11 protein-coding genes are annotated in these 12,446 nt (G+C 65.8%); 8 read left to right on the top strand and 3 right to left on the bottom strand.

Going from position 1 to position 12,446, the window contains the following annotated elements:
- The first annotated feature begins 68 nt into the window (after positions 1-68).
- A complete protein-coding gene (locus tag AC5WNJ_RS12205) occupies positions 69-392 on the top strand; it encodes a SelT/SelW/SelH family protein (RefSeq protein ID WP_176677641.1) in 324 nt (107 codons plus the stop codon).
- A 39-nt stretch (positions 393-431) separates the two neighbouring features.
- Here the strand turns inward: AC5WNJ_RS12205 and AC5WNJ_RS12200 are convergent, their stop codons facing one another.
- Positions 432-1,457 carry a zinc transporter ZntB gene (locus tag AC5WNJ_RS12200; RefSeq protein WP_176677640.1) on the bottom strand — a complete coding sequence of 342 codons (1,026 nt, stop codon included), beginning with the start codon at positions 1,455-1,457 and terminating at the stop codon, positions 432-434.
- Between the two features lie 144 nt (positions 1,458-1,601).
- On the opposite strand from AC5WNJ_RS12200, the gene AC5WNJ_RS12195 reads away from it, so the two are divergent.
- Positions 1,602-2,522, top strand: a complete 921-nt coding sequence (locus tag AC5WNJ_RS12195; protein WP_495929800.1) for a DMT family transporter — start codon at positions 1,602-1,604, stop codon at positions 2,520-2,522.
- Positions 2,523-2,561: 39 nt separating this feature from the next.
- Here AC5WNJ_RS12195 and ppk2 read toward each other — a convergent pair whose 3' ends face one another.
- Together ppk2 and AC5WNJ_RS12185 are read right to left on the bottom strand one after the other, a co-directional pair.
- Positions 2,562-3,482: a polyphosphate kinase 2 gene (gene ppk2 / locus AC5WNJ_RS12190; RefSeq protein WP_253061225.1), complete on the bottom strand. Its 921-nt coding sequence runs from the start codon at positions 3,480-3,482 to the stop codon at positions 2,562-2,564.
- A gap of 214 nt (positions 3,483-3,696) precedes the next feature.
- A complete protein-coding gene (locus AC5WNJ_RS12185; RefSeq protein WP_253061223.1) occupies positions 3,697-4,437 on the bottom strand; it encodes an arylesterase in 741 nt (246 codons plus the stop codon).
- Positions 4,438-4,529: 92 nt separating this feature from the next.
- On the opposite strand from AC5WNJ_RS12185, the gene AC5WNJ_RS12180 reads away from it, so the two are divergent.
- From AC5WNJ_RS12180 to AC5WNJ_RS12155, 6 genes are all read left to right on the top strand, one after another.
- Positions 4,530-5,333 (top strand): ABC transporter ATP-binding protein, encoded by an 804-nt coding sequence (locus tag AC5WNJ_RS12180; RefSeq protein ID WP_495929799.1) that lies wholly within the window; start codon positions 4,530-4,532, stop codon positions 5,331-5,333.
- Positions 5,326-8,067 carry an ABC transporter permease gene (locus AC5WNJ_RS12175; protein WP_495929798.1) on the top strand — a complete coding sequence of 914 codons (2,742 nt, stop codon included), beginning with the start codon at positions 5,326-5,328 and terminating at the stop codon, positions 8,065-8,067. The genes AC5WNJ_RS12180 and AC5WNJ_RS12175 overlap by 8 nt, the downstream gene beginning before the upstream one ends.
- A 232-nt stretch (positions 8,068-8,299) precedes the next feature.
- On the top strand, positions 8,300-9,562 hold the full coding sequence (glyA, locus tag AC5WNJ_RS12170) for a serine hydroxymethyltransferase (RefSeq protein ID WP_176677635.1): 1,263 nt from the start codon (positions 8,300-8,302) through the stop codon (positions 9,560-9,562).
- Positions 9,563-9,839: 277 nt separating this feature from the next.
- On the top strand, positions 9,840-10,121 hold the full coding sequence (locus tag AC5WNJ_RS12165; RefSeq protein ID WP_107336213.1) for a hypothetical protein: 282 nt from the start codon (positions 9,840-9,842) through the stop codon (positions 10,119-10,121).
- Positions 10,122-10,343: 222 nt separating this feature from the next.
- A complete protein-coding gene (locus AC5WNJ_RS12160) occupies positions 10,344-11,228 on the top strand; it encodes an FCD domain-containing protein (RefSeq protein WP_176677634.1) in 885 nt (294 codons plus the stop codon).
- Positions 11,229-11,330: 102 nt separating this feature from the next.
- Positions 11,331-12,413 (top strand): TRAP transporter substrate-binding protein, encoded by a 1,083-nt coding sequence (locus AC5WNJ_RS12155; protein WP_495929797.1) that lies wholly within the window; start codon positions 11,331-11,333, stop codon positions 12,411-12,413.
- The last annotated feature ends 33 nt before the right edge of the window (positions 12,414-12,446 follow it).

Genomic DNA, 12,446 nt, shown 5'->3' with positions numbered 1-12,446 from the left:
TGGTGTTGACCATTGCGCGACAGTGCAGTGAAGTGATCATTACATCATTGATTGGAGCAGGCACCACCATGGATCAGGCATCCACGCTGAAAGTCCGGATTCACTACTGCACCGGCTGCAACTGGCTGTTGCGAGCGGCCTGGTATGCACAGGAACTGCTGTCCACCTTCGGGGAAGACCTCGGTGAGGTGGCCTTGGCGCCGAGTCACGGCGGCCATTTCGAGGTGCTGTGCCAGGCCACTCCTGATTCGGAGTGGCTGGTACTGTGGGAGCGCAAGCGCGACGGCGGCTTCCCCGACAGTCGTGATCTCAAGCAGCGCGTGCGAGATGTGCTCGACCCAGAGCGCGATCTGGGCCATATCGACCGCGCCAGTCGTGAGCAGGGCCAGTAAGCAGGGTTTTCAAGCAGCTCCGCTACGCCATGGGTGCGCTCACCACCATTTCTTGCGCTTGAGCAGCCACAGCTGCATCGCCACCACGCCCAGCGTGATGCCGACGAAGGCAGCGAAGCCCCACTGGCTGTCGCTGCCCGGTATGCCGCCGACGTTGACCCCCAGCAGCCCGGTGAGAAAGCCCAGCGGCAGGAAGACGGCGGTGATCACCGACAACAGATACATGCGCTGGTTGAGCTGCTCGTTGTGCTCACTCATGCGCTGTTCATGGATGATCAGCGCGCGTTCCTGCATGGCCTGAAAATCCTCCACGTAGCGCGACAGCTGGTTGGCGATCTCGCGCAGGTCCAGACGCGCCTGCTCATCGATCCACAATGGCCCCTGGGAGAGTTGTGCCAGACAGTCGCGCTGAGGCCCCATGAAGCGTCGCAGGGTGATCAGGGGGCGCCGCAGGCGGGTAATGTCATCGGGGTCGATCTCGACATCATTGAGCTGGTCTTCCTCGAGGTTGGCGAGCTGCTCATCGAGGCGATGGCTGAGCTCCGCCACGCGATCGACCAGCGCATCGCTGAGCATCGCCAGCAGCCAGGAAATGCTTTCCGCGCCCTGGCCGACTTCCAGTTGCTCACGCACCTGAGTGATCGACTGGAACGGCCGGCGGCGCAGGGTGATCAGGCGGGTCGGGCTCATCCACAGGCGCAGTGACAGCAGGTCTTCCGGCGCGGCGCCGGGATTGAGATTGATACCGCGCAGCGTGGTGACCATGCCGCCGCCGAAGCGCGCCACGCGCGGGCGGGTGTCCAGCTCGGTCAGGGCCTCGATGCTTGGCTCATCCAGCTGGGCAAGGTCGTCCAGGTAGTCATTGACGTCGCCGCGGGTGTAATCGAGGTGCATCCAGATCAGCGCGTCGGGGTCCTGCCATTGCTCGCGCAGGCTGTCATCATCGAGCAGGCTGGCGCCGCCCTTGCCATCCAGGCGATAGGCGCTGACCAGTGCCGTGGCCGAGTCATCTCCCGCGGGGGGCGCAGGTGTCGGCGCGGCTTGCGTATCGGTGGCATCACTCATTCACGAAATTCCTTTTTGGTGGCGCGGCTTGCAGCAGCGGGCAGGGCACGCGATGCTCGAATGTCAGGCCGTGGGCAGTGTCGCTGCCATCGCCATGCCACTCATCGCCAGGAAGGCGATACCCGAAATGCGAGGAAGGATGCCATGAGTCAGGATAGGGAAGCCATGCTCTACGGTCTGGGAGCCGTGGCCCTGTGGTCGACGGTGGCGACCGCCTTCAAGCTGGCACTTGCGCAGATGTCGCCGCTGGAGCTGGTATGGCTGGCGGCACTGGTGTCGTGGCTGTTGATCGGCGTGCTGATGTGGCGTCAGGGCAAGCTGCGCGAAGCGCTCACCACCGGCTGGCGGGGTGGCTGGCGTACGGCACTCTGGGCTGGCCTGATGAATCCGGTCGGCTACTATCTGGTGCTGTTCGGCGCCTACGCGCGACTGCCGGGCCAGGAGGCGATGGCGCTCAATTACACCTGGGCGCTGGCGATGGCCTTTCTTGCCGTACCGATTCTCGCGCAGCGCCTGACGCGCATCGACGTCGCGGCGGGGCTGATCGCCTACGCCGGTGTGTGGACCATCGCCACGCGTGGCGAGATATTCGATGTCGCCTTCGCCGACCCGCTGGGCGTCGGGCTGGCGCTGGGCTCGACCCTGCTGTGGGCGCTCTATTGGTTGCTCAATGCGCGTGACCCCCGCGCGCCGCTGGTCGCCCAGTGGCAGAACTTCAGCATCGCCTTGCCGGTGCTGACGCTGCTGGTGGCCTTCGGGCCGGGCTTCGGCAACTTCATCGGCGCCAGCGCCAACCCCCAGGCGCTGACGGCGGGTATCTATGTCGGCCTGTGCGAGATGGGCATTGCCTTCGTGCTCTGGCAGCTGGCGGTGCACAAGGTATCGCGCACCGCCAAGGTCTCCAATCTGATCTTCCTGTCACCGCCCATCTCATTGACGCTGCTGCACTTCATAGTCGGCGAGCCGATTCTGACCTCGACGCTGGCAGGGCTGGTGCTGATTCTGGCCGGACTCGGCCTGCAGCAGATGCAGAAGGCACCGGCGGAGCTGTCACGGTCGACCTGAGCGAGCTGCGCCGTCAGTGCACCGCCCGTCACTCGATCGTCAGTCGTCGGGCAGGATGAGGCGATCGGCATCCACCACGATCAGCGGGTCCGGGGTGCCGATCATCTTCTTGTCCTTGCCGGGGTAGTCGAGCTGACTGAGCACATGACGCAGCGCGCCGATACGGGCCCGGCGCTTGTCGTCGGAGCGGATCAGCGTCCAGGGCGCATGATCGCTGTGCGTGCGCGCGAACATCGCCTCGGCGGCATCGGTGTACTCATCCCATTTCTCCTGCGCCACGGCGTCCATCGGTGACAGCTTCCAGTGGGTCAACGGATCAGCGGCGCGCTTGGCGAAGCGGATCGATTGCTCCTCGCGGGACACCGAGAAGTACAGCTTGACCAGGTGCAGGCCATCCTCGACCCACAGACGCTCCTGCTGGGGCACCTGAACCAGGAAGCGTTCGACTTCCTCCGGCGTGGCGAAACCCATCACCGCCTCGACACCCGCGCGGTTATACCAGCTGCGATCGAACAGCACGATTTCGCCACTGGTGGGAAAGCGCGAGACGTAGCGCTGGAAATACCACTGGCCCTTTTCCGTCTCGTTGGGCTTGTCGAGGGCGACGATGCGCGCGAAACGCGGATTCAGATACTCCATGAAGCGCTTGATGGTGCCGCCCTTGCCGGCGGCGTCACGCCCCTCGAACACGATGGCCAGGCGTCCGCCACTGTCACGCAGCCAATGCTGTACCTTGAGCAGCTCGATCTGCAGCGCGCGCTTCTCGGCCTCATAGACCTTGCGCTTGAGGCGCTCGTCGTAGGGGTAGGCGTCACTGGAGACCGGCCCCAGCGTCATGCGCGGGGCGTCGCCAGTGGCGTGCTTCTTGCCGGCCTTGCCCTTGGCGCCCTTGCGCTTGGCATCCTTGGCCTTCGAATGCGCCTTGCCGGCATCCGCCTTCCTGTTGTTGGATTTACTCATGGCAGTACTTCCTGTGAGGATGGGGCCTGGCCCCGGGGACTGGCGATCGGCGCTCAGCGGCGACTCGGTGGCAGGGCTGTTGGAGTCAGCGCTGCAAGGTCTCATGGCCCAGATGGCCTGCCTGACAGGCACTGATCAGCCAGGCGCGGATTGTCATCTCGCGGCAAGGTAGGCGCATGCAAGCTGGCGTGACATGCGCCGTGCCTGATATTGATCACTCCGCTGACGTCGCGTGTTGCGCCAGTGGCGCGAGTGTCGGCCAGATGGTGTCGAGCAGCTGCGGTTGTGCCTTGGCGGTGGGGTGGATGCGGTCCTGCTGCATCAGTTTCTCGCTGGCCGGGGCCGTGGCGATGCCTTCGAGGATGAAGGGCACCAGCGGCACGGAATATTCGTCGGCCAGATCCCGGTAGACCTGACGGAAGGCATCGGTGTAGGCCGGGCCGTAATTGGGCGGGATCTCGATGCCGAGCAGCACCGGCTGGGCATCGGCGTCTTCCACGGCCTCGATCATGCTGGCCAGATTGGCCTGCATGCGGGCGGGTGGCAGGCCACGCAGGCCGTCGTTGCCGCCCAGTTCGATCATCACCAGTGAAGGGTCGTGTCGCTCGAGCAGTGCCGGCAGACGATTGAGGCCGCCTTCGGTCGTGTCGCCGCTGATGCTGGCATTGATGACCTCAGGCGCATCGCTGCCCAGGCGGTTCTCGAGGCGCATGTCGAGCAGTGCGACCCAGCCCTGGCTGCTGTCGATGCCGTAGCCGGCCGAGATGGAGTCGCCGACCACCAGCCACGGGGCCGGCGCGTCGGCCAGCGCCATCTGAGGTGTCAGCACGGCCACGAGGCTCAGTGCCGTACTGGCGAGGGCATTGCGCAGCCGCTTGAGTCCCGGCGTGCCGGGAGCTTTGCCACCGCTCGCCAGGCACTGGGTGTCACGGCGATTCACTAGCCATTTCTGCATTCATCATCTCCATCATCTGCACACTATTCATACCCGTTTCGGGGTCTGGAGTTCGTGCCCACCCCGTTCTCTACCATAAGCGAGCAGACACGATGTCACATAACGCCTCCATTAACGACGTGACCCCTGCGTCGGATCAAACCTCGTCAGACGCGCAGGCCAGCGCAACGCCTGCACCGGTGCTGGAAGTGAGCGGACTGGCGCAGCGGGTGACCAGTGGCGAAGGGCGCCTGACCATCCTCGAAGACCTGGAGCTTGCCGTGCAGGCCGGTGAAAGCGTCGCCATCATCGGGGCCAGCGGCTCCGGCAAGTCGACGCTGCTGGGTCTGCTGGCGGGTCTGGACAGCCCGAGCGAGGGCGATATCCGCCTGTTCGGAAGCTCGCTTGCAGGGCTCGACGAGGATGGCCGTGCGGCACTGCGCGCGGGGCAGGTCGGCTTCGTGTTCCAGAACTTCCAGCTGTTGCCGACGCTGACGGCGCTGGAGAACGTGCTGATGCCGCTGGAGCTGGCCCCGCAGGGCGATATCGAGGCGCAAGCACGTGACTGGCTGACGCGGGTCGGGCTGGGAGAGCGGCTCGATCACCTGCCGCGTCATCTGTCCGGCGGCGAGCAGCAGCGCGTGGCCATCGCGCGCGCTTTCGTCGCGGGGCCGGGGCTGGTGTTCGCCGATGAGCCGACCGGCAATCTGGATACCGCCACCGGCGAGCGCATCGCGGAGCTGCTGTTCACCCTCAACCGTGAGCGGGGCACCACGCTGATTCTGGTCACCCATGACCTGACGCTGGCCAGGCGCTGTGATCGCTGCCTGAACCTCGAGGCCGGCAAGCTGGTGGAGTGGCAGGATGAGGCGAGTGCGCCGGCCGTGGCGACGCCACAAGGAGGCGACGATGTCTGAGTCCCGGGTGTCTGACCGCGAGGCGACATCTTCCGCCAATGCGCAGCGCCCGCGTGGGGCGCGCCTGCCGCTGGCGCTGCGTGGCCTGCTGCGTGACCTGCGCGCCAGTGATGTGCGTGCCCTCTTTCTGGCACTGATGCTGGCGGTCGCCGCGACCACCATGATCGGCTTCTTCCTGGATCGTCTCGACCGTGGACTCAATCGCCAGGCGAGTCAGCTGCTCGGCGGGGACCTGGTACTGGAGTCCAGCAACCCGCTCGATCCGCGCTTCGCCAAGGCCTTCCGCGCGGCGGGGCTTGAGATGTCGCCGCAGCTGGGCATGGTCTCGATGGCCTCCCACGGCGACAGCTTCGTGCTGTCGAGTCTCAAGGCGGTGTCGCCGGGCTATCCGCTTGCCGGCCGGGTGGAGCTGGAGTCGGACGCCACGGACGAGGAGGCTCAGGCGCCAGGTACCAGCTCGCGCGCGGAGATCCCGTCGCCGGGCGAGGCGTGGATCGTGCCGCGTCTGGCCATGGCGCTGTCGGCCGAGGTCGGCGATACCCTGACGGTCGGGCGCAAGCAGCTCACCATCAGTGGCCTGATCACGCGTGAGCCTGATCAGCAGGGCGGCTTTTCCGACTTCAGCCCGCGCCTGATGTTCAACATGGAAGATCTCGACGCCACCGGTCTGATCCAGCCCGGCTCGCGGATGGAATATCGCCTGCTGGCGGCGGGCGATCCGACGGCGGTGCAGCAGGCACGTGATGCCATCGCGCCGCTGCTGGCGAGTGCCGACAACGCCGAGGTACGCCTCAAGGACGTGCGTGAAGACCGCCCACGTCTGGGGCGCTCTCTGGAGCGTGCCGACAAGTACCTGAGTCTGGCCGGGCTGGTGGCGGTGCTGCTGGCCGGGGTCGCGGTGGCGATGTCGACGCGTCGCTATGTGGAGCGCCACCTGGACAGCGCCGCGCTGTGGCGCTGCTTCGGCGCCTCTCAGCGTCAACTGTCACGGTTGTTCGCGGCCCAGCTCGGCTGGTTGGCCCTGCTGGCGAGTACCGGGGGAGCGGTGCTGGGTCTGTTGGGCCAGATGGGACTGGTGGCGCTGCTGGAGCGCTTCCTGCCGCTGGAGCTGCCCGCACCGGGGCCGCTGCCGCTGGCATTGGGAATTCTGACGGCGCTGGCGGTGCTGGTCGGCTTTGCCGGCCCGATGCTGCTGCGCCTGCGTCAGGTCAGCGCACTCAAGGTGCTGCGGCGCGAACTGGCCCCGCTGCCTGCCTCGGCGTGGGTGGTGGTGGCGATCGCCAGTCTGGTGTTCGGCGCCCTGATGTGGCTCTACTCGGGTGACCTCATGCTGGCGGCCGGCCTGCTGGTCGGTGGCATCATCGCGCTGGGGCTCTTGATGGTGGTGGGGCAGCTGCTGCTGTCGCTGATGCTCAAGGTGGTGGCACGCATGCGCGGTCAGGGCGGCTGGAGCCGGCCGATTCGCCTCGCCGGCGGCATGCTGGCCAGGCGGCGCGGTGCCAGCCTCGGTCAGCTGGTGGCCTTTGCCGTGACCTTCGCGGCGATGGCGTTGATCGCGCTGGTACGCGGTGATCTGATCACCCGCTGGCAGGCGCAGATTCCGACCGATGCGCCCAATCACTTCGCGATCAATATCCAGCCCGGAGAGCAGCAGGCCTTCGGCGAGCAGCTGACCACGATGGTGGATGAGCAGGCCGGCGACAGCCAGAGCGAGCTCTACCCGATGGTGCGTGGTCGCATCACGGCGCTCAAGGGCGAGTCGCTGCTGGGACGCACCCAGCAGCGACTCCAGGCTGCAGACAGCAATACGTCGGCCCAGTCGGATCAGCCGGCGGCAGGCGGCATGCAGGAAGGACGCAGCGATGAGGGGGACGGCGAGCAGCAGGGCGTCCCGCAGCGTGAGCTGAACCTGACCTGGCATCGTGATCTGCCGGACCACAACCGCCTGTCGGCGGGCGAGTGGGTGCCGATCAGAGACTTCGCCGAGGCAGACAGCGAGACGCGCAGTCGCCTCGCCGCCGCGCAGGGCGTGCCGGTGTCGATGGAGGAAGAGCTTGCCGAGCGCATGGGGCTGGTCATCGGTGACAGCCTGTCGTTCACCATCGGCAGCGAGACCGTCAAGGCGCAGGTGGTCAATCTGCGCCATGTCGACTGGGACAGCTTCCTGCCCAACTTCTACGTCATCTTCCCGCCCGGCGCGCTCGAGAGCTTCGCCCACAGCTACATGACGGCGTTTCATCTCGAGGATGAGCGCAAGCTGGCGCCACTGGTGCGTGACTATCCCAGCGTGTCGTTGATCAATATCGACGCCATCCTGACCCGCGTGCAGGAGCTGATCGCCCAAGTATCGCGCGCGGTGGAGCTGATTCTGGGGCTGGTGTTGCTGGCGGGGGCCAGCGTGCTCTACGCGGCGCTGGTGGCCAGTCGTCCGGCACGTGAGCACGAGGGTGCGCTGTACAAGGTGTTCGGCGCAGGCCAGGGCTTGCTGGCACGCCTGCAGGCCGCTGAGTTCGTGCTGCTCGGTCTGCTCAGTGGTCTGCTGGCGGCGATGCTCGCCGAAGGGGCGGCGGTCGGTCTCTATTCCGGCTGGCTGGGGCTGCCGGTGGTGCTGCATCCGTGGCTGTGGGGGCTGCTGCCGCTGGCGGGGGGTGTGCTGATCGGCGGGCTGGGCTTCTGGCTGTCGAGAGACGTGAGGCGTCAGCCGCCGATGGCGGGGCTGCGCGCCCTGCAGTAAGGGCCATCAGGCCTCGTCATCGCAGCGCCGGATGATGATGCCTGACGACGTCAACCTGCGGCCTCATGATCATTGTCTCTGTCATGGGGCCGTCTTGCGTTAACAATGATGCTGATTCATGTGAATCGGACCGCTGGCTGAGGTATCATGCTGGTCCTGATCTTACCCCCAGATGGCGAGCCGGCCGCGCCGGAATTCGCTGTCGTCATCACCCTTCAGGCGAGGACACCCGATGTTCACCCGTGACATGCAGATTGCCGGTTTTGATGATGCGCTCCTGAGCGCCATGGACGACGAAGTCGTTCGCCAGGAAGCTCACATCGAGCTGATCGCCTCCGAGAACTACGCCAGCCCCCGCGTTATCCAGGCGCAAGGCTCCCAGCTGACCAACAAGTACGCGGAAGGCTACCCGGGCAAGCGTTACTACGGTGGTTGCGAGTTCGTCGACAAGGTCGAGCAGCTGGCCATCGATCGTGCCTGCGAACTGTTCGGTGCTACCTACGCCAACGTTCAGCCGCACGCCGGTTCCCAGGCCAACAGTGCCGTCTTCCAGGCGCTGGTCTCGCCGGGCGACACTATTCTGGGCATGAGCCTGGACGCGGGGGGTCACCTGACTCACGGTGCACGTCCGAACTTCTCCGGCAAGCACTACAACGCCGTGCAGTACGGTCTGGGCGAGAACGGCCTGATCGACTACGCCGAAGTCGCGCGTCTGGCGCGTGAGCACAAGCCGAAGATGATCATCGCCGGCTTCTCCGCCTACTCCCAGATCATCGACTGGGCCGAGTTCCGCAAGATCGCCGATGAAGTGGGTGCCTACCTGCTGGTCGACATGGCCCACGTGGCCGGTCTGGTCGCCGCTGGCGTCTACCCGAGCCCGCTGCCCCACGCCCACGTCGTCACCACCACCACGCACAAGACCCTGCGCGGTCCGCGTGGCGGCCTGATCCTGTCCGCCGAAGGCAATGCCGACATCGAGAAGAAGCTGAACTCCGCTGTCTTCCCGGGTGGCCAGGGCGGCCCGCTGATGCACGTCATCGCGGCCAAGGCAGTCTGCTTCAAGGAAGCGATGGACCCGGCCTTCACCGCTTACCAGAAGCAAGTGGTCAAGAACGCCAAGGCGATGGCCTCCGTGTTCCTGGAGCGCGGTTTCGAAGTCGTCTCCGGCGGCACCGAAGATCACCTGTTCCTGCTGTCGCTGGTCAAGCAGGGCCTGACCGGCAAGGACGCTGACGCGGCGCTGGGCCGTGCCCACATCACCGTCAACAAGAACGCCGTACCGGGTGACCCGCAGTCGCCGTTCGTCACTTCCGGTCTGCGTATCGGTACCCCGGCCGTCACCACGCGTGGCTTCCAGGAGCAGGAGTGTCTGGAACTGGCCGGCTGGATCTGCGACATCCTCGATGCGATGGTCGCTGGCGATTCCGCCGCTGCCGAAGCCGAGGTGCAGGCCAAGGTCTCCGCCGTCTGTGCACGTCTGCCGGTCTACGCCTGAGGCGTGACGAGGTGCCAGCTCGGCTGGCCCTCATCGCAGCAGTGCTGACAGTGGTGTAGCGCTGTCATGCACCAGACGAGAAACGCCTGTCGCGCAAGCGGCAGGCGTTTTTTTGTGCCCGCACCACGGCCAGCCGAGGCCGAGTGGCGTGGTGCGCAGCGGGGTGGGAGAGTGGTCAACCGGCGCTCAGAAAGATCAGCCTGTGCCCGGGAGTGGACGCGCTACGCTATTCTCGATGCCGGACACACTCTGCTCATCTTCGTGCAAGGAGGCTTCCATGGCCGTCATGCAGCACCATGCCTTTCTGATCCTGGTCGAGAATAGCGGCAATACCTCACTGAGCAGTCAGGGCAGCGGCGAGGTCCGCATTTCCGTCGCCACGCTGGGGACGCTGAGAGCCGCCGAGCGGTTGGTCAGTGAGCTGGTCGCCCAGGGCGTCAGCCAGATCGAGCTGTCGGCAAGTTTCGGCGCGGCAGGTGAGGAAGCGCTGAGAACGGTGGTCGCGGACAGCGGTGCCGAGCGTACAGTGTCGATCGGTCGCGTGCGATTCACGGCCTGACGCCAGCACAGGGGGAAATTGCCAGTACCTGAATAGCCCTTTTGCAACAGGGAGTTGCGTAAAGGTGTGACCAAAGTCGGGTCTCGCCCTTGGTCTAGGGTGTCTTGTTGGCATGTCTGACATGAGCTATTCCTTGACGGACAAGAGCGCGCCGCGATGCATCCCGTGAAGGATGTGCGCGAGCTACAAATGACGCGCCACGCCATCAAGGAACGTTCGATCATGACCACGCCTCCCACGAGTGCCGCTGGCGGCAGCCCGCGCGCCAATGCCTCTTCTGGAACGTCTGCCTCACCCGGCGACACCTCGACCGCGCGTGTCGATGTCGCCGAATGGCTGGCGCAGGCCATCTTCGAGAATCGCTACCCGCCGGGCAGCCTGATTCCTCGTGAGCTGGACCTGTGCGATCAGCACGCCCAGAGCCGCGCTACCGTGCGCACCGCGATTCAGAGCCTGGTCAATGCCGGGATTCTCACCCGCACCACCGGCCAGGGCACCCGCGTCAATCCGCTCAGCGAGTGGCATCTGCTCGATCCGCGCGTGACCGGCTGGATGACACGCTACGCGATGCCACATCCGCAGCTGGCGCGGGACATCTACGCCTTCCGCATCTCCATCGAACCCTTCGTCGCCGCCCTGGCGGCCACCGAGGCCACCGCCCAGGACCTGTCCGCCATCGAGCAGGCCTATGACGGCATGGCCGCGGCGGTGCATGGCGGCAGCGCCATGGAGGAGTTCGACCGCGCCGATATCGCCTTCCATGACGCCATCTTCGCCGCGACCCACAACGTCATCTGGGCGCAGCTTGGCCATGTGCTCAAGCCGTCGATCAGCCTGCTGGTGGCGACCTCCAATCACAATGCCTCGGAGCTGGGTGACAGCCTCGGCCGCCATCGCGCGGTGATGGAAGCGATTCGTCTGCGCCAGCCCGATGCCGCCCACGCCGCGAGCCTGCATGTGCTGGACCGCACCGGCCAGGACCTCGGGCTGGCCATGCCTGCAGGCCCTGAAGGCAGCCATCCTGCCGGGCGCGCCCAGGAACCGCTGGAGCTGCTGCGTCGCTTCGGCCAGCTGCCCAGCCTGTCTGCACCGCTGTCAAGCGAGTGAACGGCACCTCGCGGCGTTTCGCCACGCCAGAAAGTGCCTGCACGTCTTCGATTGACCACAGAACGTCATAACACGTCATAACAACAAGCCAGGAGTTTCACCATGCCGCGTTCCACTATCTCGTCGCTCACTACTACCTCGCCGCGCACCACTGCCGCTCCCGCCCGTGTCACGCTCAAGGCGCTGGCGCTGTCCACTGCCGTGGCCGCCACGCTGATCCCCACACCGAGCTGGGCCGCCGAGTACGAATGGACCTTCCAGACCTCCGAGACGGCCGGGGAGCCGCAGTTCGAGGTCAAGAAGGCCTGGGCCGACAGCATCAAGGCCATGTCGGATGGCCGCATCGCCATCGAGATCCTGCCGGTCAATGCCGTGGTGCAGGCCAACCAGACGCTTGACGCCGTCAGCGCCGGCATCCTGCAGGGCCACCTGACCGATCCGTCCTACTTCTCGGGCCAGAATCCGGCCTTCGGCATGCTGGGCAACCTGGTGGGTGCCTGGGGTGACCCGCTGGAATATCTCGAGTACATGCAGCACGGCGGCGGTGAGGAGCTCTACAACGAGCTGGTCGAGCCCTACGGCGTGCATCTGATCGGCGCGGGCGCTACCGGGCTTGAGTCCTTCGTCTCCAAGAAGCCGGTGCGCACCGTCGATGACCTCAAGGGCCTCAAGGTGCGTGCGCCGGAAGGCATGGTCTACAACATCTTCCAGAAGGCCGGCGCGGCCCCCGTCAACCTGCCGGGCTCCGAGGTCTACACCGGCCTGGAGAAGGGCGTGATCGACGCGGCGGATTACACCGTCTTCGCCACCAATGATGACCAGGGCCTGCACAGCTTCGCCAAGTACCCGTCCTACCCCGGCTTCCACTCCTTGCCGATGGTGGCGGTGTCGATGAACAAGGGCATCTGGGACGGCCTGCCGGCGGATCTCAAGGCGATCATGGAGACCGCTACCGACGCGATGGCCTACGACATGGTCTTCACCCTCAAGGCGCGTGACATCAAGGCGGTGAGCGCGGCGCGTGCCAATCCGGATATCGAGGTGATCGACATGGCGCCGGAGGAGCGCGCCAAGTTCCGTCGCATCGCGCAGCAGGAGTGGAAGGTGTGGGCCGAGAAGAATGAGCTGACCGGCAAGGTCTACGAGTCCGTGGTCAGCTTCCTGACCGACCGCAACCTGATGTGAGCCCGCTGGCGCGCGGGATGGGCGCCAGCTGCT

Source organism: Cobetia sp. PDI-23MA, from assembly GCF_059507735.1.
This window is presented reverse-complemented; position numbering and strand designations above follow the sequence as displayed.